Annotated in this window: 19 protein-coding genes, 1 tRNA gene and 1 pseudogene; 14 read left to right on the forward strand and 7 right to left on the reverse strand. The window is 64.3% G+C overall.

The features are described from left to right. Nucleotides 1-133: 133 nt before the first annotated feature. The 4 genes from CLU85_RS09050 to CLU85_RS09065 form a co-directional block, all read right to left on the reverse strand. Nucleotides 134-913, reverse strand: a complete 780-nt coding sequence (locus CLU85_RS09050) for an alpha/beta hydrolase (protein WP_232727775.1) — start codon at nt 911-913, stop codon at nt 134-136. A gap of 154 nt (nt 914-1,067) precedes the next feature. Continuing rightward, nucleotides 1,068-1,157: transfer RNA gene (locus CLU85_RS09055), tRNA-Ser, on the reverse strand. Between the two features lie 83 nt (nt 1,158-1,240). Next, on the reverse strand, nt 1,241-2,158 hold the full coding sequence (locus tag CLU85_RS09060) for an SPFH domain-containing protein (RefSeq protein WP_100409971.1): 918 nt from the start codon (nt 2,156-2,158) through the stop codon (nt 1,241-1,243). A 38-nt stretch (nt 2,159-2,196) separates the two neighbouring features. Beyond that, nucleotides 2,197-2,622 carry an NfeD family protein gene (locus CLU85_RS09065; protein ID WP_100409972.1) on the reverse strand — a complete coding sequence of 142 codons (426 nt, stop codon included), beginning with the start codon at nt 2,620-2,622 and terminating at the stop codon, nt 2,197-2,199. Between the two features lie 145 nt (nt 2,623-2,767). On the opposite strand from CLU85_RS09065, the gene CLU85_RS09070 reads away from it, so the two are divergent. After that, complete coding sequence (locus CLU85_RS09070; RefSeq protein ID WP_100409973.1) at nt 2,768-5,050, forward strand: arginine/lysine/ornithine decarboxylase; 2,283 nt, start codon at nt 2,768-2,770, stop codon at nt 5,048-5,050. Between the two features lie 106 nt (nt 5,051-5,156). On the opposite strand, the gene CLU85_RS09075 is transcribed toward CLU85_RS09070, so the two are convergent. Together CLU85_RS09075 and fabI are read right to left on the reverse strand one after the other, a co-directional pair. Beyond that, nucleotides 5,157-6,050 (reverse strand): DNA ligase, encoded by an 894-nt coding sequence (locus CLU85_RS09075; RefSeq protein ID WP_100409974.1) that lies wholly within the window; start codon nt 6,048-6,050, stop codon nt 5,157-5,159. A gap of 106 nt (nt 6,051-6,156) precedes the next feature. Then, entirely contained in the window at nt 6,157-6,957 is an 801-nt protein-coding gene (gene fabI / locus CLU85_RS09080) for an enoyl-ACP reductase FabI (protein ID WP_100409975.1), read from the reverse strand. Nucleotides 6,958-7,061: 104 nt separating this feature from the next. Here fabI and CLU85_RS09085 point away from each other — a divergent pair, with 104 nt between their 5' ends. From CLU85_RS09085 to CLU85_RS09125, 9 genes and pseudogenes are all read left to right on the forward strand, one after another. Then, a complete protein-coding gene (locus tag CLU85_RS09085) occupies nt 7,062-8,861 on the forward strand; it encodes an extracellular solute-binding protein (RefSeq protein WP_100412457.1) in 1,800 nt (599 codons plus the stop codon). A gap of 116 nt (nt 8,862-8,977) precedes the next feature. Then, entirely contained in the window at nt 8,978-10,009 is a 1,032-nt protein-coding gene (locus tag CLU85_RS09090) for a microcin C ABC transporter permease YejB (RefSeq protein ID WP_100409976.1), read from the forward strand. A 9-nt stretch (nt 10,010-10,018) separates the two neighbouring features. After that, nucleotides 10,019-10,453 (forward strand): nucleotidyltransferase domain-containing protein, encoded by a 435-nt coding sequence (locus CLU85_RS09095; protein WP_232727776.1) that lies wholly within the window; start codon nt 10,019-10,021, stop codon nt 10,451-10,453. After that, complete coding sequence (locus tag CLU85_RS09100) at nt 10,443-10,859, forward strand: DUF86 domain-containing protein (protein WP_100409978.1); 417 nt, start codon at nt 10,443-10,445, stop codon at nt 10,857-10,859. Before CLU85_RS09095 ends, CLU85_RS09100 begins: the two co-directional genes overlap by 11 nt. 18 nt (nt 10,860-10,877) lie before the next feature. Further along, nucleotides 10,878-11,944: pseudogene (locus tag CLU85_RS09105) on the forward strand (ABC transporter permease). 17 nt (nt 11,945-11,961) lie between these two features. Beyond that, nucleotides 11,962-13,581, forward strand: coding sequence for an ABC transporter ATP-binding protein (locus CLU85_RS09110; RefSeq protein ID WP_100412458.1), 1,620 nt, complete (start codon nt 11,962-11,964; stop codon nt 13,579-13,581). 319 nt (nt 13,582-13,900) lie between these two features. Beyond that, nucleotides 13,901-14,458, forward strand: a complete 558-nt coding sequence (locus CLU85_RS09115) for a DUF1003 domain-containing protein (RefSeq protein ID WP_100409979.1) — start codon at nt 13,901-13,903, stop codon at nt 14,456-14,458. Between the two features lie 145 nt (nt 14,459-14,603). Further along, on the forward strand, nt 14,604-15,185 hold the full coding sequence (locus tag CLU85_RS09120; protein WP_198509162.1) for a hypothetical protein: 582 nt from the start codon (nt 14,604-14,606) through the stop codon (nt 15,183-15,185). 212 nt (nt 15,186-15,397) lie between these two features. Beyond that, nucleotides 15,398-16,564, forward strand: coding sequence for a DUF4382 domain-containing protein (locus tag CLU85_RS09125; RefSeq protein ID WP_100409980.1), 1,167 nt, complete (start codon nt 15,398-15,400; stop codon nt 16,562-16,564). Nucleotides 16,565-16,667: 103 nt separating this feature from the next. Here the strand turns inward: CLU85_RS09125 and CLU85_RS09130 are convergent, their stop codons facing one another. Continuing rightward, nucleotides 16,668-17,594, reverse strand: a complete 927-nt coding sequence (locus CLU85_RS09130) for a LysR family transcriptional regulator (RefSeq protein WP_100409981.1) — start codon at nt 17,592-17,594, stop codon at nt 16,668-16,670. Nucleotides 17,595-17,709: 115 nt separating this feature from the next. Here CLU85_RS09130 and CLU85_RS09135 point away from each other — a divergent pair, with 115 nt between their 5' ends. Genes CLU85_RS09135 through leuD form a run of 4 tightly spaced genes read left to right on the forward strand, consistent with a single transcriptional unit; the run spans nt 17,710 to nt 21,769 of the window. Next, nucleotides 17,710-18,711 (forward strand): tripartite tricarboxylate transporter substrate binding protein, encoded by a 1,002-nt coding sequence (locus CLU85_RS09135; protein ID WP_100409982.1) that lies wholly within the window; start codon nt 17,710-17,712, stop codon nt 18,709-18,711. Between the two features lie 26 nt (nt 18,712-18,737). Beyond that, entirely contained in the window at nt 18,738-19,643 is a 906-nt protein-coding gene (locus CLU85_RS09140; protein WP_100409983.1) for an alpha/beta fold hydrolase, read from the forward strand. Nucleotides 19,644-19,676: 33 nt separating this feature from the next. Further along, nucleotides 19,677-21,095 (forward strand): 3-isopropylmalate dehydratase large subunit, encoded by a 1,419-nt coding sequence (gene leuC / locus CLU85_RS09145; protein ID WP_100412459.1) that lies wholly within the window; start codon nt 19,677-19,679, stop codon nt 21,093-21,095. Beyond that, complete coding sequence (leuD, locus tag CLU85_RS09150; RefSeq protein ID WP_100409984.1) at nt 21,092-21,769, forward strand: 3-isopropylmalate dehydratase small subunit; 678 nt, start codon at nt 21,092-21,094, stop codon at nt 21,767-21,769. Before leuC ends, leuD begins: the two co-directional genes overlap by 4 nt. Nucleotides 21,770-21,951 lie beyond the last annotated feature (182 nt).

Here is a 21,951-nt window from a genome sequence, read left to right on the forward strand (position 1 = left end):
AAAAACCTTCCTCTCCGTGCACGCGGTGAGTGGTCCAATTCAGTGTCTGCAGCGCGCGGCGGATGGAATGCCAAGTGAACGGACTGCAGAGGGCTTCCTGTGGGGGTCAATCGTCGTCCAGGCACGGAATGGTTCAGGGCGCGGGCGCCTGAATCCACGCGGTGATCTTGGCTATTGCCTCCTGCTCCATGCCAATGAAGCCGTGCCAATGCTGGCCCGCACACTCATCACCTACAGGGTGGGCGCCGCCATTCACCACCATGAGCTTTTTGACCGGTGCCCGCGTCAGCCCTTTCAGAATGGCGGGCGTTTCGCCGGCTTGGCAGTGTTTGCAGCCGTCCTTCGCGTGGTGGTACACCAGCACCGGGATCTGTATGGCCTGCAGGTCCTGAGTGGGCACTGCGCCCGGTGTGTTCCTGTTCACCACGCTGGAGGTCAGCACCAACCCCGCAATCACCGGGTCTTTGACACGAATGGCCACAGCCGTCGCAGACACCGTCCCGCGGCTGGTGCCCACAACCCATACGGGTAAGTCGCTTTGGTGTTTCACAAATTCGAGCACTTTGGCGACGTCGGTCATGTGTGCGGGGCCCGTGCGCTCGTTCCAGCCCAGCTCCATGTCGCTGGGCCGCCCGAAGATCGCCACGTTGTAGCCGCGCGCAATGAAATGTGGCGCAGAGCGGACCAGAAAATTGCCGCCGGCGGCGCTGCCATCCTCCACCTTCCCGAATCCACCAGCGCCGCCTGGGAAAAGAAGCACGGTGGCCTTGGCGCTTGGAGCAACTTCCCAGAACACGGTGTTGGTTACCCCGTCACGTGTCGGCACCTTGAACAGCGTCCCTTCAGCCCACACGGGTGCCACCAGAGTCGTCAGGCACCAGCAGATGCCAACATACATCCAACGCATCAGCATTCGCAGAACTCCGGAAATTTCACCGATAACGCAATGAACCGGGCGCTCCGTCGGCGATGTTCAGCGCACAGCCGCGGCTGATTGGCGTACTGCGCCCAAAGAGCCAGCCAAACAACAAAAAACCCAGGTGACCTGAATCACCTGGGTTGATATGTGGCGGAGAGGGCGGGATTCGAACCCGCGGTGGGGATTAGCCCACACACGCTTTCCAGGCGTGCGACTTAAACCGCTCATCCACCTCTCCGAAGCCCTCGATTATAGCCACAGGAATGGGTGCATTTTGGCGACCTCTCAGCGCGGCCCGAAAATTCCCTCAGCCAATGGGTATCAGCCTGCCTTCTGCGACGTCTGCACCATCTTCATCGCCGACCCAATCAGCGCGGATACCTCGGTCATGTTGCTGGGGACGATAAGGGTGGTGGTGGCGTCCGATGCGACTTGGCTGTAGGCCTCTACGGCCTTTTCGGCTACCTTGAGCTGTACGGCTTGCTCGCCGCCGGGTTGGCGGATGGCGGCTGCCACGCGTTCGATGGCCTGGGCGTTGGCTTCGGCCACGGCTTTGATGGATTCGGCCTCGCCCTGGGCCTTGTTGATGACGGCCTGCTTTTCGCCCTCGGAGCGAGCGATGAAGGCTTCGCGCTCGCCGGTGGCGATATTGATCTGCTCCTGGCGACGGCCTTCTGATGCGGCGATCAGGGCACGTTTCTCGCGCTCTGCCGTGATCTGGGCCTGCATGGCGTGCAGGATTTCCTTCGGCGGGGTCAGGTCCTTGATCTCGTAGCGCAGCACCTTCACGCCCCAGTTGAGGGCCGCCTCGTCAATCGCCTGGACGATCTGGGCATTGATGATGTCGCGCTCTTCAAAGGTCTTGTCCAGCTCCAGCTTGCCGATCACGGAGCGCAATGAGGTCTGCGCCAGTTGCGTCACGGCCATGATGTAGTTGCTGGAGCCGTAGCTGGCTCGCATCGGGTCCGTGACCTGAAAGTACAGGATGCCGTCCACCTGCAGCTGGGTGTTGTCGCGCGTGATGCACACCTGGCTTGGGACGTCGAGGGGGATTTCTTTCAGGCTGTGCTTGTAGGCGACCTTGTCCACAAACGGGATCAGGAAGTTCAACCCCGGAGTGAGCGTTCCTGCATATTTGCCCAGACGCTCCTTGACCCAGGCATTTTGCTGGGGCACGACCTTGACGGACCGGGCGATGAAGATCACGGCAATGATCAGGATGACGATGGCAATTTCCATGGAAGGCCTTTCTTTTATATCGACAAGGAATCTGGGTTTTAAACCGGGTCCACCAGCAGGCGGTTACCCACCAGCTCGGCGACACGGTGCATTCCGGTAGAGGGCGTGACGCCGGGGCGATGGATGGCGGTCCATGGGGCGCCTCTGTACTTCACAGTAGCGGTGCCGTCGGAGTTCCAGCTCTCGATGAGGATGGTTTCGCCCACATCCATATTGACGCTCCGGTCTGCACGCGCCGACGGATCACCGGGCCGCCTTTTTCTCAGGAGGTAGCACGCCACAACCGCGCCTCCGCCCACGAGGGCTGCCGACACCATTTGCGGTGCGGACGGCAGGCCCAGATGGGCGGCCAAGGCGGCGGCCACCAGTCCCAACGCCACCATCAGCAAATAGAACGTGCCGGTCAGAAGCTCTGCCACGACCACCGCCCCTGCTGCCAGCCACCAGATGGTGGATGCCTCCATGTTGAACCTCCGCTTTTGATTGTGTTTAGTGCACCACATTCTGGGTCAAAAGGGGGGGAGTTCAAAGGCAGGTCAAGGTTATTCCTTACACTTCGCGCCTATTTCGTTTTTTGGCCGGCAGGGCACGGTTTCACGGAGGCTGCGCATGAAGTTTCGTTTTCCCATCATCATCATCGATGAGGACTATCGTTCCGAGAACACCTCGGGTCTTGGCATCCGTGCCCTGGCGCAAGCCATCGAGGCCGAGGGTTTCGAGGTGGTGGGGGTCACCAGCTATGGCGATCTGTCCCAGTTCGCGCAGCAGCAAAGCCGCGCCAGCGCCTTCATTTTGTCGATCGACGATGAAGAGTTCACCGTGGGCGAGGGGCTCGACCCCATCGTGCTGAGCCTGCGCAATTTCATTGGTGAAGTGCGCCGCAAGAACACCGAAGTGCCGATCTACGTGCACGGTGAGACCAAGACCAGCCGCCACCTGCCCAACGACATCCTGCGCGAGCTGCACGGCTTCATCCACATGTTCGAGGACACCCCCGAATTCGTGGCGCGCCACATCATCCGCGAAGCCAAGAGCTACCTGGAGAGCGTGCAGCCGCCGTTCTTCAAGGCGCTGCTCGACTACGCCGAAGATGGCTCGTACAGCTGGCACTGCCCAGGGCACTCGGGTGGCGTGGCCTTCTTGAAGAGCCCTGTGGGCCAGATGTACCACCAGTTCTACGGCGAGAACATGCTGCGCGCCGACGTCTGCAATGCAGTAGAAGAGTTGGGCCAGCTGCTGGACCACAACGGCGCCATCGGCGAGAGCGAGCGCAATGCCGCGCGCATCTTCAATGCCGACCACTGCTTCTTCGTCACCAACGGCACCAGCACCTCCAACAAGATGGTGTGGCACCACACCGTGGCACCGGGCGACGTGGTGGTGGTGGACCGCAACTGCCACAAGTCCATCCTGCACAGCATCATCATGACCGGGGCCATCCCCGTGTTCATGAAGCCCACGCGCAACCACTTCGGCATCATCGGGCCCATCCCGCAAAGCGAGTTCGAGCCTGCGGCCATCCAGGCCAAGATCAAGGCCAACCCGTTGCTCAAGGGCGTGGACGCCAAGAAGGTCAAGCCGCGTGTGCTGACGCTCACCCAGTCCACCTACGACGGCGTCCTTTACAACACCGAGACCATCAAGGGCATGCTCGACGGCTACGTGGAGAACCTGCACTTCGACGAGGCCTGGCTGCCGCACGCGGCCTTCCACCCCTTCTATGGCACATACCATTCAATGGGAAAGAAGCGCACGCGCCCCAAGTATTCGGTGACCTATGCCACGCAGTCCATCCACAAGCTGCTGGCCGGCATCAGCCAGGCCAGCCACGTGCTGGTGCAGGACTCGCAGACCACCAAGCTGGACCGCCACCTCTTCAACGAGGCCTACCTGATGCACACCAGCACCAGCCCGCAGTACAGCATCATCGCCAGCTGCGATGTGGCTGCGGCCATGATGGAACCGCCCGGCGGCACCGCGCTGGTGGAAGAAAGCATTCTGGAGGCGCTCGACTTCCGCCGTGCCATGCGCCAGATTGAGCACGACTTCGGCAAGAACGACTGGTGGTTCAAGGTCTGGGGCCCCGACAAGCTCGTGGACGAAGGCATTGGCCGCGCAGAAGATTGGATCATCCGCAGCGACAGCAAGAGCAAGAAGGCCGGTACCAAGTGGCATGGCTTCGGCCAGATGGCGGACGGCTTCAACATGCTGGACCCGATCAAGTCCACCATCGTCACGCCCGGCCTGAATCTGGACGGTAAGTTCGACAAGACCGGCATCCCCGCGTCCATCGTCACCAAGTACCTCGCCGAGCACGGCGTGGTAGTGGAGAAGACGGGCCTGTACAGCTTCTTTGTGATGTTCACCATCGGCATCACCAAGGGCCGCTGGAACACGCTGCTCACCGCGCTGCAGCAGTTCAAGGACGACTACGAGAAGAACCAGCCCATGTGGCGCATCCTTCCCGAGTTCTGCCAGCAGCACAAGCGTTACGAGCGCATGGGCCTGCAGGACCTGTGCCAGCACGTACACACCATGTACGCCAAGTACGACATTGCACGCCTGACCACCGAGATGTACCTGTCGGACCTCACGCCGGCCATGAAGCCCTCCGATGCTTACGCGCACATCGCGCACCGCAAGACGGACCGCGTGGAGATCGACCACCTGGAAGGTCGCATCACCGTGGGTTTGGTCACGCCCTATCCACCGGGCATTCCGCTGCTGATTCCGGGCGAAGTCTTCAACAAGAAGATCGTGGATTACCTGAAGTTCGCCCGCGAGTTCGCCAAGCTGTGCCCTGGTTTTGAGACCGATATCCACGGCCTGGTGGAAGTGGAAGACGAAAGCGGGCAGGTTCGCTTCTACGCGGACTGCGTGGCCAAGTCTTGACCACTGCTTTTTAGTCTGCCCCGGGTCCTGATCTCTGATCGGGTCTTGGGTAAAAAAGGCTGGTAGCGCTTATTCAGTAAGTGCTATCAGCTATTTTTTTGATAGCTTATTGCCTGGGTGACGCGGGGGATGATGCGGGGGGCATGTCCAGTCGCACCCGCACAAAGCTGGCAAAACGCGGCAGGCCGCCGTCGTGTGTGCCCCTGAAACGATAGGTCACCCAACTGCCAATGGGTGGCGGATTGGCGCGGTCCGCGTCTGTCAGCCCTGCGCCCAGCTTGAAGCGCTGGCCTGCGGGCATTTCCACCAGCAGCGCGCCCAGTCGCCCAGCGTGTTTGCCCTTGCCCGGCAGGTGGCCCACTACCAGGGCCTCGGTGTCTTCGTGCGTCTTGAGCTTGATGAGATCGTCGCTGCGGCCTGATCGGTACAGCGAGCTGCCTTTGTGCAGCATCAGCCCCTCGCCCCCGGCACGCACCGTGCGTTGCAGCAGGGCCTGCAAGGCGGCATCGGTGGCCAAGCGCTGTTGCGGCACGGCCTGTACCCAGGGCTGATGGATTTGGGCGACCAGGGCTTTCAGTGCAGCCAGCCGCTCATCAAACGGGCCGCCCTGGGTCGGCAGGTCAAACACCATGAAGCGCATCTGCCGCCAGGCCGCATCATCGGGCTGTTGTTGGCGCGTGGTGGACTGGGCGTGCGCAAAGCGCCCGCGCCCGGCCCACAGCTCGCCGTCCATGGGCGTGGCGGGCCAGTCTGCCGTGAACCACGCAGGAGCAGACACGGTCTCGCCGCCCCGGGTGCGCAGCGCGCGCCCATCCCAGTAGCCTCGCACACCGTCGTATTTCTCGCTCACCCAATAGTCCGCCAGCGGCATGCCGGGGCGGTACACATTGGCCAACAGCAGGGCCGGGGCATCCGCCGCCCAAGCCTGGGGCGTGACCAGCGGAATGAAGGGGCTGAGGGGCGCCAGGCCCAGCCAGGTCAGGCAGCGTCTGCGGTGCATAGGGTAATGTGGCGGTGGTTTTTGCTATAAAAAAATAGCTTCTAGCGCTTATTTGGTAAGCGCTAGAAGCCAATTTGGCATTGAGCTTGTTCAGCCCTGCAGAGCTTTAGACCTGGTCAGCACTCAGGCCTGCGGTCTGGCTGAAGCCACCGTCCACGTAGGTGATCTCGGCCGTCATGCCGCTGGCCAGGTCGGACAGCAGGAAGGCGGCCACATTGCCCACGTCTTCAATGGTCACGTTGCGGCGCAGGGGCGAGGCATCGGCCACGCGGCTGAGCAGCTTGCCGAAGTCCTTGATGCCACTGGCGGCCAGGGTTTTGATAGGGCCAGCGCTGATGCCGTTAGCGCGAATGGCGCGGCCGTCTTCGGTGCGGCCCACGGCTTCGGCCAGGTAGCGCACGCTGGCTTCCAGGCTGGCCTTGGCCAGGCCCATGGTGTTGTAGTTGGGGATGGAGCGCAGGGCGCCCAGATAAGACAGCGTCAGCAGCGACGACTTGTCGTTCAGGTAGGGCAGGGCGGCCTTGGCCATGGCCGGGAAGCTATAGGCGCTGATGTCATGCGCAATGCGGAACCCCTCACGCGACAGGCCTTCGAGGAAGTTGCCGGCAATCGCCTCGCGGGGCGCAAAGCCAATGCTGTGGACAAAGCCGTCAAACTTCGGCCACACCTGGGCCAAGTCGGCAAACATGCGGTCGATCTGCTCGTCACTGCCGACATCGCAATCAAAGATCAGCGTGGAGTTGAACTCGGCGGCAAAGTCGGTGATGCGGTCCTTGAAACGCTCACCCACGTAGCTGAACGCCAGCTCGGCGCCCTGCGCGTGGCAGGCCTTGGCAATGCCGTAGGCGATGGAGCGGTTGGACAAAACACCCGTGATGAGCAGCTTCTTGCCGGTCAGAAAACCCATGTTCAATCTCCTTTTGGAATGGCGAAATGTCGGCGGGCGGGCTGGCACACATGGATATGCGCGATCTGCAGCAAGGCCCGGCGAACGTAGTGCAGAATTGTCGCATGCGGTTTTGGCTGGTTTTTTTACTGATGGGTTGCGCTGTTCCTGCGTGGGCTGCGCATGCGTATGCGCTCTGGGGCGAGCCTCGCTATCCGGCTGGGTTCGGGCATTTCGACTATGTCAACCCCGATGCCCCTAAGGGCGGAGAGCTGCGGCTGGTGAGCAACCTGCGCACTTCCACCTTCGACAAGTACAACCCGTTCACCATCAAAGGCAACGCGCCTGCGTATTTGGCGTCGCTGATGTTCGACTCGCTGCTGGTGGGCTCCATGGATGAAACCGCCACGGGCTATGGTCTGCTGGCCGAAGACGTGGAGGTGGCCGCCGACGGGCTGTCCGCCACCTTTCGCCTGCGGCCCGAGGCGCGGTTTCATAACGGCAAGCCGGTGTTGGCGCAGGACGTGAAGCACAGTTATGAAACCCTGGTTGGCCCCTTCACATCGCCCGCCTATAAAACCCTGCTGATTGAGGTGGCGGGTGTGGATGTCATCAACGACCGCACCGTGCGTTACCGCTTCAAGCAGCCCAACCGGGAGTTGCCGATCACCGTGGGCGGCTTGCCGGTGTTCAGCCGCGACTGGGGCGTGGAGAACGGCAAGGCCAAGCCTTTCGATCAGGTGGTGATGGACATCCCCATCGGTAGTGGCCCCTACAAAATCGGCCCGGTGCGTTTTGGCAAGGACATCACCTATGTGCGCGATCCGCAGTATTGGGCGCGCAACCTGAACGTGCGCAAGGGCACGGCCAATTTCGACAGCATCCTGGTCAAAATTTACAAGGACAACACCGCGCGACTGGAAGCCCTCAAGGCGGGCGAGTTCGACCTCATGCGTTTCTTCAGCGCGGGCGATTGGGCCCGGCGCGTGACGGGCAAGAAGTTCGACACAGGGGAGCTGGTCAAGGGCGAGTTCAAGCACAAGTTGCCCTCGGGTTTTCAGAGCTACGTGCTCAATACCCGCCGCCCGCTGCTGCAGGACGCCCGCGTGCGCGAGGCCCTGGGCCTGGCCATGGACTACGAGTGGATGAGTCGGCAGATGTTCTACGGTGCCTACCAGCGGGTCAACGGCCTGTTTGGCAATACCGCGTGCGAGACCAAAGGCACTCCATCGCCCGAAGAGCTGGCGCTGATGGAGCCCTATCGCAAGGACATCCCGGTCGCAGCGTTTGGACCCATGACCGTCCCCCCGCGCACTGACGGTGATTCGTCGCTGCGCGCCAACCTCCGTCGTGCGCAGGCGCTGCTCAAGGACGCGGGCTGGGCGGTGCAGGATGGCGCCCTGCGCAATGCCCAGGGAGAAGCTTTGGTGCTCGAATACATGGACAGCAACGAGGGCGGCGTGCGTACCATCACGCCCTGGATGCGCAACCTCGAAAGGATTGGCGTCACGTTGCGGTTCCGCTCGGTGGACTTTGCGCTGTATCAGCAGCGGCTGCAGAAGTTCGACTTCGACATCACCTCGCTGGCTTTTCAGGGCACCAACAATCCGGGGCAGGAGTTTGCGGACATGTTTGGCAGCCAGGCGGCCGATGTGGAGGATTCTGGCAATTTTGCGGGCGTCAAGAACCCGGCGGTGGACGCCATGATCAAGGCCATGACGTCGGCCAAGACCGAGGCGCAGTTGCTGCCCGCCTGCCACGCGCTGGAGCGCATCATTGCGCACAGCCATTACCTCATTCCCCAGTGGACGGCGGCCACGCACCGCATGGCCTACAACGCCTGGCGGCTGGCCAAGCCCGCTACGGTGCCGCCGTACTCCAGCGGCGAGGGCTGGGTCATCGATACCTGGTGGGCCAAAAAATGATGCCCCCACGCTCCGCCGTTGCACGGGTCGCTGCCCCCCCAGGGGGCTTGCCTCGCTGGGGGCGGCCCAGCAAGGCGGCCGGTCGCCCTGCGACAAGAACCAGGGGTTGATTCCATATGTTTGCCTACATCCTCAAACGCGTGCTGCTGATGCTGCCCACTCTGCTGGGCGTGCTCTTGCTGACCTTTGTGGTCATCCAGTTCGTGCCCGGCGGCCCCGTGGAGCAGTACATGGCCGAGGCCAAGGCCGGCCTGGGCGGCAGCGGTGCGGAGGGTGGGGGCTTGAGCTATCGGGGTGCGCAGGGTGTGGACCCCAAGCGGCTGGAGCAGATCAAGGCGTTGTACGGCTTTGACAAGCCTGCGCATGAGCGCTTTTTTCAGATGCTGGGCCAGTTCGCACGGTTTGACCTGGGCCGGAGCTTTTTCCAGAACAAGGACGTGTGGCAGCTGGTGGTGGAGAAGCTGCCGGTTTCCATCAGCCTGGGCTTGTGGACATTTTTCATCAGCTACCTCGTCGCTGTGCCGCTGGGTGTGGCCAAGGCGGTCCGGGCCGGGTCGCGGTTTGACCTGGTGACCACGCTGCTCATCTTGCTGGGTTATGCCATCCCGGGCTTTGTGCTGGGCGTTGCGCTGCTGGTTGTTTTTGGCGGGCAGTTGCAGTGGTTCCCGTTGCGGGGGCTGACATCGGCCAACTGGGATGAATTGTCCTGGGGCGCACGCATCGTGGACTACCTGTGGCACATCACGCTGCCGGTGATTGCCATGGTGCTGGGCAGTTTTGCCGTGACGGCCATGCTGACCAAGAACGCGTTCCTCGAAGAAATTCGCAAGCAGTACGTGCTGACTGCGCGTGCCAAGGGACTGAGCGAGCGCCAGGTGCTGTGGAAGCACGTGTTCCGCAACGCGCTGATCCCCATCATCACGGGGTTCCCGGCCGCCTTCATCGGCGCTTTTTTTGCGGGTTCGCTGCTCATCGAAACCCTGTTCTCGCTCGACGGCCTCGGCCTGCTCAGTTACGAGAGCGTGATCCGCCGCGACTACCCCGTGGTGTTGGGGACGCTGTACCTGTTCACGCTGATCGGGTTGGTCACCAAGCTCATCAGCGACCTTTGTTATGTGTGGGTGGACCCGCGCGTGAAGTTTGACTGAAGGATTCAAATGCTCTCTTCGCGTATGGCGCTCCCATCGATGGCCCCTGAGGTGATTGAGCGCATCGTGCACCTTTTGCGTGCCCAAATGCCAGGGCTTCTGGCGGTGTATGGCTTTGGTAGCCGGGTGCATGGCACAGCCACGAACCGTAGCGACCTCGACCTGACGGTGCTGGTGGCTGGCTATGCTGACGTGCACCTGCTTTGGCAACTGTCTGGCGAGCTGGCTGATGTAGCCGGTTGTGCGGTCGATTTGCTGGATTTGCGTGCCGCCTCTACAGTAATGCAGTATCAGGTCATCACGCAGGGCGTGCGATGGTGGGTGGAGGGTGCACAGGCCGCGATCTTCGAGAGTGCGATCCTGAGCGAAAAAACTGAACTGGATGCGGCGCGGGCCGGTTTGCTGGCCGACATCCAGCAGCGTGGGAGCGTTTATGGCCGATGACGTGCTGATCAACAAGGCCGCCACGATTGAGCGCTGCGTGCTGCGAGCGCGTGAGGAGTATTTCACTGACCCCGGCAGTTTTGCCACCAACGTCAGTCGCCAGGATGCCGCAATTTTGAACATCCAGCGCGCGTGCGAGGCTGCGCTGGACATGGGGCAACACCTGATCCGGCGAGCCCGGTTGGACGTTCCGCAGAGCGCGCGCGATGTATTTGCCTTGCTGGCCCGTGCAGGCAGGATCCAGCAGGGGCTGGCTGAAGGGCTACAGCGCATGGTGGGCTTTCGTAACATTGCTTTGCACGACTACCAGAGCCTGCAATTACCCATCACTGTCGCCATCATCGAGAAGCATCTTGACGAATTTCTACACCACAGCAAGGCCCTCCTGCTGAATGACGCTGGATAGGCAAAGACCATCCTCACCATGGGTTTCACAACACTTTTGGGTTCGACGGACGCTGGGTCCGTGTCTCTTTCCCCCTCCCGCCGTGCCTGGCTGCGCTTCAAGCGCAACCGCCTGGGGTACTGGAGCCTGTTGATCTTCTGCGCCCTGGTGCTGGTGAGCCTGTGTGCCGAGCTGGTCAGCAACGACAAGCCGCTCATCGTGCGCTACGAGGGGCAGACCTACTTTCCCATGCTCAGGGACTACCCGGAAAAAACCTTCGGGGGGACTTCGAGACACCCACGGACTATCTGGACCCCTTCATCAAGGAGCGCCTGACCGCTGGCAGCAACTGGGCGCTGTACACATTGAACCCCTACGGGCCCAACACGCTCAACTACTTTGCCAAGGCGCCCAACCCGTCAGCCCCTGCGGCAGACAACTGGCTGGGCACGGACGACCGGGGGCGAGACCTGCTGGCGCAGCTGCTCTACGGATTTCGCGTGAGCGTGCTGTTTGGCCTGGCGCTCACCATCACGGGCGTGCTGCTGGGCATGCTCACCGGCGCCATCCAGGGCTTTTTTGGCGGCAAGACGGACCTGGCGTTTCAGCGTTTCATCGAGATCTGGGGCTCCATGCCCGAGCTGTATCTGCTCATCATCTTCAGCGCCGTGTTTGCTCCCAGCATTGCGCTGCTGCTCATTTTGCTGAGCCTGTTTGGCTGGATGGGGCTGTCGGACTATGTGCGCGCCGAGTTTCTGCGCAACCGCCAGCTTGACTACGTGAAGGCTGCGAGGGCATTGGGCGTGAGCAACAGCCAGATCATCTGGCGCCATATCTTGCCCAACAGCCTGACCCCCGTGGTCACCTTTTTGCCCTTCCGCATGAGCGGGGCCATTCTTGCGCTCACATCGCTGGACTTTCTGGGTCTTGGCGTGCCGCCTGGCACGCCTTCGCTGGGTGAGCTGCTCAGCCAGGGCAAGAACAACATTGATGCGTGGTGGATATCGTTGTCCACCTTTGGCGTGCTGGTGGTCACCTTGCTGCTGCTGACCTTTATGGGCGATGCCCTGCGCGATGCGCTGGACCCTCGAAAGGCGGACCTGTGACCAAGACTGCTCCGGCCATGAAGCCAGCGCTGCTGGATGTCCGCGACCTGCATGTTCGCTTCGGTGCCAAGGAAGTGGTGCGGGGTGTCCACTTCAGCATTGCTGCGGGCGAAAAGCTCGCGCTGGTGGGAGAGTCCGGCTCAGGCAAGACCATCACGGCGCTGAGTCTTTTGCGACTGGCGGGCGATGCGGCCATCACCGGGCAGGCGCTGCTGCAAGGGCGTGGCGATCTGCTGGCATTGACCGAACGCGAAATGCGCGGCGTGCGGGGTGGCGACATCGCCATGGTGTTCCAGGAGCCGATGACGGCCCTCAACCCGCTCATGACGATTGGCCAGCAGATCGCCGAGATTTTGCTGCTCAAGAAGGGCCTGACCGGAGCGCAATGCGCGCAGGCCGCGATCGAGCTGCTGGCGCAGACCGGCATCCCCGAACCGGCGCGCCGCGCCAACAGTTTTCCGCACCAGCTCTCGGGTGGGCAGCGCCAGCGCGCGATGATCGCCATGGCGCTGGCCAGCAGCCCGAAGCTGCTGCTGGCCGACGAACCCACCACCGCGCTCGATGTGACCTTGCGTGGCCAGATTCTGGACTTGCTGAGCGACCTGCAGCGCCAGACCGGCATGGCGGTGCTGCTCATCACGCACGACCTGAACCTGGTGCGCCGCTTTGCCGACCGCGTGGCCGTGATGGATCAGGGCGTGCTGGTAGAGCAGGGCCCTGTGGCCGAGGTGTTTGGCGCGCCCCAGCATGCCTACACCCGCCGCCTGATTGCCAGCCAGCCCCGCCGCGACGTGGTTGAGGCCGACCCGCCGGCAGAGACCGCACCGGTGGTGAAGACGCAGGACCTGCGTGTGGTGTACCCCACCCCCTTGCCTGGCATCAAGGGTTGGTTCCACAAGGGCGAGTTTGTGGCGGTGCAGGGCGCTACGCTGCAGTTGCTGCCTGGGCAGACGCTGGGGGTGGTGGGTGAGTCCGGCTCGGGCAAGTCCACGCTGGCGCAGGCCATCCTGGGCCTGCTGCCTTCTGCGGGCCGGTTGCAGGTGGGAGGGCAGGCGTGGCAACAGCCTGCCACGCGCAACACGCCGGCCAACCAGCAGCTGCGCCGCCGTGTGCAGGTGGTGTTTCAAGACCCGTTCTCGTCGCTGTCGCCGCGCCTCACGGTTGAGGAGATCGTGGGCGAAGGTCTCAAAGTGCACGAGCCTGCTTTGACCGTGGCCCAACGCCGTGCTCGGGTCGAGGCGGCGCTGGATGAGGTGGGGCTGGCCGAAGCACAGTACCCGCGCCTGCTGGAGCGTTACCCGCACGAATTCTCGGGCGGACAGCGCCAGCGCCTGGCCATTGCGCGCGCCCTCATCGTGCAGCCACAGGTGCTGGTGCTGGACGAGCCCACCAGCGCCCTGGATGTGACCATCCAGCAGCAGGTACTGGGCCTGCTGCAGCGACTCCAAAAAGAAAAGGGCCTGAGCTACCTGCTCATCACCCATGACGTGGACGTGATCCGCGCCATGGCCCACGACGTGGTGGTGATGAAGGATGGTGCGGTGCTCGAAAGCGGCAGTGTGACCAACGTGCTGGATGCGCCGCAGCACCCTTACACCCAGCGGCTGGTGGCGGCCGCCATGGTGCCTGGCGCCTGAATTTTTGGCGAAATATGCCGTTAGCGCCGGTGGTATTTGCGCTGGCTGCTATCAAATTTGAAGTGCCGGACGCTGCGCAGCGGTTGGGTTGGTCTCTGCGCTTGAAGGTAGGCACGCGCGCAGTACGGTTTGGCGGGGAGGCGCAGGCTGGCAGGTACTGTCGGCGCTGCGTCGGTGGGCCTGCCGCCATGCGGATGGCGTGGGGCACCGGATCGGTCTTGTGTCGCAGGCGATGTGCCGCCAGACATCAGGGCGTAGAGTGTGGCCAAGCGCTTTCTGCATTCTTCCAATGCGCCCTGACCTGGAAAGAAACATCCCCATGACTGCCCACGCCCACCCCGCGCATGACGCCGCAACCCATGCGGAGAGTCCGCCATCGGTGGATCATTTGCGCTTCCATCGGCGCCATTCGCATCTGGCGCCAACCTTTGGAACCGACCGATTTGCGCTGCGGGCAGAGGCTTTTGCGCGCTTCTTTGGTACGCCATTGTTTCTGGGGGCCCAGACGCTGATCGTGGCTGCGTGGATATCGATCAATGTGCTGGGTGTCGCCCAATTCGACCCCTATCCCTTCATCCTGCTCAACCTGGCGTTCAGCCTGCAGGCTGCCTACGCTGCGCCACTCATCCTGCTGGCCCAGACGCGGCAGGCCGCGCGCGACAAGCACCATGCCGACGCGGATGCGCAGCACCGCGAGGCGCTGGCTGTCGCCAGCGAACAGCGCCAGGCCATTGCCGCCCAAAATGCGGCACAGGTGCTGGAGCTGTTGCAGCAAAACACCTTGTTGACCGAGCAGACCCGCCAGCTCACGGCGCGCGTCGAAGCACTGACGGTGGAGATTCACCAGCGATTTGTCGCGCAGGCCGCGCGGCCGTGACGGGACGGATCCAAGAACGACTTCCTGCCGCCCCCGCGGGCCCGGGCCTAGCCCTCCCGCTCCATGGCCGACCAACCGCGGAATGCCCATGCCTTCACTATCTCCACCATCCCCTCCATCTCCATCGTCCCCACCGGCCCCGCCGGTGGCGTCATCGCCGTGGCCCCAGAGGGATGATGCGGACTTTGATATCGCGGCGCTGTACCGCCGGGTCCGGGGCCTCGCTGTGCCAGGGCAGCTGGCTACCGCCCTGCACATGGGGGCGGAGCACACCGTGGTGGCGACGGGGCTGGATCCTCGGTTGCCTTCCGTGGTGCTGACCCTGGCGCTGGGCAGCCAGAAGACGGCGCGCGATTTTTTCCGCGGAGCGCTTCCCACCCCCTTCGAGCTGGAGACCGCCATTGCGTGGGTGGAGGACGAGGTCTACGCAGCCCATGTCCGCCATCGCCCCTGGGTGCCGCAAGGTGCGGTGGCCGCGCCGTGCTCCACAGATCCGGCGCTGCACGAGATCGCCACCCTGGCGGGCATTGCGCAAGGTCCGCGGCGGATACTGAGTCTCGACGCCCTGGAGCATGTGTTCAACCGGCTTGTCTCCGTGTCGCAAGGGCGCCCGGTTTCGCAAGAGGGGTTGCCTGCCCAGGCCGCATTCGCGGCCAGCCTGCTCGTGCTGCGCGAACTGATGCACCACATGCCGTTCGGGTCGGTCACCCTGATGGACGGTGCCTGAGGGGCCGATCGGCGACAGGCGCCCCGTGCTGGGCGGTACTGACATGCAGTGGAAAGCGGCGCGCAGAGCGTGCGCTGCTCGTGGCCAAGTCTGGGTGTTGTCCTACAGACACGCGCCGGGATGTCTTTAAGGTTGTTTGTGTGAATTTTTCACATTCTTCGGGGTGCTCCCTGGTCCCGAAGCCGCCAACATCTCACCAAAGAGGCCACCCCATGAAAACCCATCCTTGTCTTCGCACCGTCCTGTGTGCACTGTCCATCGTCGGCCTTGCCGCCTGCGGGGGCGGCGGTGGAGGTGGAGGTGGTGAAACCAGCGGAAATGGCACGTTGCGCCTGGCGATGACGGATGCCCCCAGTTGCGGCTATTCCGCCGTGAATGTCACGGTCGAGAAGGTGCGCGTCCACCAAAGTAGCAGCGCTTCGGACAGCGATGCGGGCTGGTCCGAGGTCGTGCTGAACCCGGCGCGCAGGGTGGACCTGCTGACGCTGACCAACGGTGTGCTCATGGAACTGGGGCAGGTGCCGTTGCCCGCGGGAAAGTACACGCAGTTGCGGCTCGTGCTAGCCAGCAACACAGGGGCGCAGCCCCTGGCCAATTCGGTGCTCCCCACCGGGGCATCGGAAGTCGCGCTGAAAACACCGAGCGGGCAGCAATCTGGCGTCAAGACGAATGTAAATATCGACGTGGGCGCCAATCAGATGGCCGACTTCGTTCTGGACTTCGATGCCTGCAAGTCGGTGGTGGCCGCTGGTGCCTCGGGCCAGTATCTGCTCAAACCCGTGGTGTCGGTGATCTCGCGCTTCGTTTCCGGGGTGCAGGGCTATGTGGAACTAGGCACGGGCACCAGCGTCTCCCTGCAGTTCAATGGCGAGCTGGTGCGTGCCACCACACCCGACAGCGCGGGCAAGTTCCTGCTTCAGCCGGTGGCTCCGGGCAGCTACACGCTGGTCGTCGTGGGTGCGGGGCGCACCACGACGGTGGTCACGGGGGTGCCGGTGGCCGCCGAGACAGTGACTTCCGTGAGCACGGGCGCCGCGCCTTTGAGTCTGCCGCCCTCTCCGGTCGCGACGGTGCAGGGCACCGCCCCGGTGGACACCATGGTGCGGGTGCTCCAGCCCTTGTCGGTGGGGGGCACGATCGAAGTGGCCGGCCGGGGCGTTGACGGGGTGACAGGGGCCTACGGCTTCATGGTACCTACCCTTGCGCCGCGGGTCGCGCCCTATGCCGCGCCAGGCACCGGCCTGGTGTTTGCCGCCGACTCCGCGGCGACGGGGCGCTACGCCGTGCAGGCCCGCCTAGGCGGTTTTGCCGACAAGACGCAGGCGCTGCCTGTTCTGACGGAGGGCGCTGTACAAACCATGGACTTCACCTTCCCCTGACGCCGCGGGGGAGGGCGCCGTCCTGCCTGCGATGAGGAGGCCTTGCAAGCCGGTGGTGCATGCGGGAGCCGCGCCCTGGTGCCTATCGGCCAGGGTCGTGGTGTCAGGGCCGTGGGGCGGGCCGCGCCAGGAAGTCCTTCCTGTCGCCGGAAAACCAGGCTGCCAGGAAATCCGCCAGTGCCCGCGTCTTGGCCGACAGGTCGCTGCGGGTGGGGTACACCAGCGTCACGTCTGCCGCGGGCAAGGCCCAGGCGGGCAGCACGCGCCGCAGGCGGCCGGCGGCCAGGTGGGTTGCCACATCCCACTCGGATCGCATGAGCACGCCATGGCCAGCCAGAGCCCAGTGGGTGGCGGCCCCACCATCGTTGGTGCTGAGCATGCCGCGCACCTTCACGGTCTCTTGCCGCTGGCCCTGGTGCAGGTGCCAGGTGCCATAGGTCTCGTCGCTCTCGCGGATCACGATGCACTGGTGGGCCAGCAGGTCGGCTGGCTGGGTGGGCGCACCGGCCTGCGCCAGGTAGGCGGGTGATGCGCACAGCAGGCGCTGGTTGGCCATCAGGCGGCGCGCGGTCAGGCGTGAATCGGGCAGGTCGCCAAAGCGCACGGCGGCGTCAAAACCCTGCTCCACCAGGTTCACCGGCCGGTCGGTCAGGTGCAACTGCACCTCCACCTCGGGATACGCGCGCGCAAAGGCAGACAAGGCCGGTGCAATGTGCACGCGGCCAAAACCCAGCGTGGCGGCCAGCTTGATCAGGCCCCGGGGCGAGCTGCGTGCGCCGGCCACCGTGCGCTCCAGCGCCTCCAGGTCACCCAGGATGCGCGCGCCGTCCAGCAGGTAGGTCTCGCCCTCGGGCGTGAGGTGGATGCGTCGCGTGGTGCGGTGCAGCAGGCGCACCCCCAGCCGGTGCTCCAGCTGGGCCAGGCGCCGGCTGACCGCAGGCGGCGTGATGCCCATCTGCTGTGCGGCAGCGGCCAGGCTGCCTTCCTTCATGAGCAAAGCGAAAAAGCGCAGGTCGGAGAAGCCGTCCATGGTGTATCAGTGATTCGTGCGTTTAAATTATCAATGAAGTAATTTTGACGGTATTTATGGCTTTCAACATCACTCATAAGATGCAGGCAACAACAAATTGAAGGAGACAAACCCCATGACCGCGTTCACCGCCATTTCCTTCGCTTTTCGCCCGCTGGCCGCTGGCGCTGTGGCCACCCTGGCATTGCTCTCGCTGCCCGCCGCCGTGGCCCAGCCTGCGGCCTACCCCAACAAGGCCATCAAGCTGGTGGTGCCCTATGCACCGGGTGGCAGTGCCGACATCGCCGCGCGGCTGGTGACGGACGAGTGGGGCAAGGCGCTGGGCGGCTCGCTGTTCATCGAGAACAAGGGCGGGGCAGGGGGCAACATCGGTGTGGACATGGTGGCCAAGGCCGCGCCCGATGGCTACACCATCGGCCTGCAGACCGTGTCGCTGGCGATCAACCCAGGCCTTACGGCCAAGATGCCCTACGACACGCTGAAAGACCTGGCACCCATCGGCCTGGTGGCCAGCTCGCAGCATGTGCTGGTGGTCAACAACGCGCTGCCCGCTAAGAACATCAAGGAACTGGTGGCGCTGCTCAAGGCGAAGCCAGGCCAGTATTCCTACGGCTCGGCCGGGGCGGGCAGTACCTTCCACATGTCGGCCGAGCTGTTCAAGGCCGTGGCGAGCACGCCCATCGTGCACATCCCTTATCGGGGCGGCGGCCCGGCCATGATCGACACCATGTCGGGCCAGGTGGCGCTGAGCTTCCCCGTGCTGTCGGCCGCGCAGCCCCATGTGCAGGCCGGCAAGCTGCGGGCGCTGGGCGTCACAGGCACCAAGCGCTCGGCGCTGATGCCCGATGTGCCCACCATTGCCGAGGCGGGCCTGCCCAGCTACGCTTTTGAAACCTGGTTCATTGTTTTCGCCCCGGCCGGCACGCCCAAGCCTGTCATCGACAAGCTCAACGCCAGCTTGAACCAGGCGCTCAACACCCCCGCGCTCAAGGAGCGCATGGCCAAGGACGGGTTCGACCCCATGCCATCGACCCCCGAGCAGGCCCGCGCGCGGCTCGAGAAGGAGATGCCGCAATGGGCCAAGCTGATCAAGGAGCGTGGCATCACTGCCGAGTAGACCCGCGCCGAAACTCCAACGACACCATGACCGCCACCACCCCGCTTTTTCCCGGCTTCACACCCCACCGTGTGCCCACGCCCGATGGGCAGCGCATCCACGCGCTGGTGGGCGGCGATGGCCCGCCGCTGTTGCTGCTGCACGGCCACCCGCAAACCTCGGCCATCTGGCACAAGGTGGCGCCTGCGCTGGCGCAGCACTTCACGCTGGTGCTGGCGGACCTGCGGGGCTATGGCGATTCGGCCAAGCCCGCCGGTGACGCAGAGCACCTTCTCTACAGCAAGCGCACCATGGCCGCCGACATGCTGGCGGTGATGCAGCACCTGGGCCACCCGCGCTTCACGGTGCTGGCCCATGACCGGGGCGCGCGCGTGGCGCACCGCCTGGCGGCCGATCATCCTGCTGCCGTGCAGCGCATGGTGCTGCTCGACATCGCGCCCACGCTGGCCATGTACGAGCAGGCCAACAATGCCTTTGCGCGTGCCTACTGGCACTGGTTCTTTTTGATCCAGCCCGCGCCGCTGCCCGAGCGGTTGATCGAAGCCGACCCCGCCGCCTATGTGCGCGACGTGATGGGCCGGCGCAGTGCGGGCTTGGCCCCGTTCGATGCGCGTGCGCTGGCCGAATACGTGCGCTGCCTGGGCCTGCCCGGCACGGCCCACGGCATCTGCGAAGACTACCGTGCCGCCGCCGGCATCGACCTGGTGCACGACCGGGCCGACCGCCATGCGGGCCACCAGTTGCCCATGCCGCTGCTGGCCCTGTGGGGCGAGCAGGGCGTGGTGCACCAGTGCTTCCAACCGCTGGCCGAGTGGCAGCGCGTGGCGGCCGACGTGCGCGGCCATGCGCTGCCCTGCGGGCACTACATCGCCGAGGAAGCACCGGATGCGCTGCTCGAAGCGGCTTTGCCCTTCCTGCTGGATGGCCGATAGGTAAGAACCTGCACAACAAAACCCACGATGACCATGACCACTCCCACGACGCTCTACCAAAAGCTGGTGGCATCGCACACCGTGGCCGTTCTGGACGAACAGAACGTGCTGCTGTTCTGCGACCTGCACCTGATGAACGAATACACCAGCCCCCAGGCCTTCGCCGGCTTGCACGAGGCCGGGCGCGGTGTGCCCGCGCCGGGGCAGAACGTGGCGGTGGTGAGCCACATCATCCCCACGCACCCGGTGCGGTACCGCACCATCCAGGACCCGCCCTCGGCCCTGCAGGCCAGCAACCTCAAGGCCAACTGCGACCGCCATGGCATCCCGCTGTTCGACACCAACGACCCGCTGCAGGGCATCGAGCATGTGATCGCGCCCGAGCACGGCATGGTGCGCCCGGGCATGGTCATCCTCTGCGGCGACAGCCACACCACCACCTACGGCGCCCTGGGCGCCTTGGGCTTCGGCATCGGCACCTCGGAGGTGGAGCATGTGCTGGCCACCCAGACCCTGGTCTACCGCCTGGCCCGGGACATGCGCATCCGTGTGGACGGCGTGCTGCCCACGGGCACCACGGCCAAGGATCTGATCTTGATGGTCATCAGCCGCATCGGTGCGCAGGGCGCGCGCGGCTATGTGGTGGAGTTTGGCGGCAGCGCCATCAGCGCACTGTCGGTCGAGGCGCGCTTCACCCTGTGCAACATGGCCGTGGAGGCCGGTGCGCGCGGCGCGCTGATCGCCCCCGATGCGACGGCCATCGCCTATGTGCTGGCCAAGGCCCCCGACATCATCGGCGAGGTGCGTGCGCAGGCCCTGGCCCACTGGGCCACCTTGCACAGCGATGCGGGCGCCGTATTCGATGTGGAGCATGTGTTCGACGCCAGCGCGGTCGCCCCCTTCGTCACGTGGGGCACCAGCCCCGACCAGGCCATGGCCATCAACGCCACCGTACCCCGGCCAGAAGACATCACCGACGCCGTGCAGCGCAGCAGCGCCGAGCAGGCCCTGCGCTACACGGCCCTGGCCGCCGGCCAGCCGTTGGCGGGTGTGCCGGTGCAGCATGTGTTCATCGGCTCGTGCACCAATGCCCGCATTGAGGACCTGCGCGAGGTGGACCGCATTGTCGGCAGCCGTCACGTGGCCAGCGGTGTGCGCGCCATGGTCGTGCCTGGCTCGGGTGCCGTGAAGGCCCAGGCCGAGGCCGAGGGCATTGCCGCGCGTCTGGTGGCCGCCGGCTTCGAGTGGCGCCAGCCCGGCTGCTCCATGTGCCTGGCCATGAACGACGACGTGCTGGCCCCCGGCCAGCGCTGCGCCTCCACCACCAACCGCAACTTTGAAGGCCGCCAGGGCCGGGGCGCCATCACTCACCTGATGAGCCCGGCCATGGCCGCCGCCGCAGCCATCACCGGCTACATCACCGACGTGAGAACCCTGGAGGTGGCCGCATGACCACGGACAACCATAACGCCACCGTGCGCGGCCTGGCTGCGCAGCTTGATATCGCCAACCTCGACACCGACCAGATCATGCCCAAGCAGTTCCTGCGCGGCATCGACAAGGCGGGCCTGGCACCGGGCCTGCTGTACGACCTGCGCTTTGACGGCAGCGGCCAGCCGCGCGCAGACTTTGTGCTCAACCAGCCGGCGTTTGCCGGCACCGATGTGCTGCTGGCCGGCAGCAACTACGGCTGCGGTTCCAGCCGCGAGCATGCCGTGTGGGGCATGCAGCAATATGGTTTCAGGGCCGTGGTGGCGTCGAGCTTTGGCGAGATCTTCTACTCCAACGCCATGAACAACCGCCTGCTGCTGGCCATGGTGACCGAGGCCGACGCTCAGGCCTTTATGCGTGAGGCCCGCGCCACCGCAGGCCCGCTGGCCGTGGAGATCGACGTGGAACAACGCCTGGTGCGCACGGCAGGGCACTGCGCGCCGTTCACCCTCTCAGAGCGGCACCGGCGCATGTTCCTGGATGGCCTGGATGTGATCGGTGCATCGCTTGCCTACCAACGCCAGATCGATGCCTTTACCCAGCGGCACTGGGCTGCGCAGCCCTGGGTGAAAGACGTGGCGCTGCGCACGCGCGAACGCCTGGACCGCCAGGCGCTGCCGACTACGGGAGCCTGAACAGGCCGTCGTCGTCGACGACGCGCCCGATCTGCCTGTCAATCAGCAGCGTGTGGTGCGCAACAACGCAGTCGCTGAACCTGCATCGCACCCCATCGTTTGCTGAGAAAGGCGAAACCCCTGAACACTGGTATGCCCTGTTTTGTGCCGCGATCAAGCGGTGATGGGGCGCAAAACGAGGC

The sequence above is a fragment of the Acidovorax sp. 69 genome (assembly GCF_002797445.1).
In the GTDB taxonomy this organism is placed as follows: domain Bacteria; phylum Pseudomonadota; class Gammaproteobacteria; order Burkholderiales; family Burkholderiaceae_C; genus Acidovorax.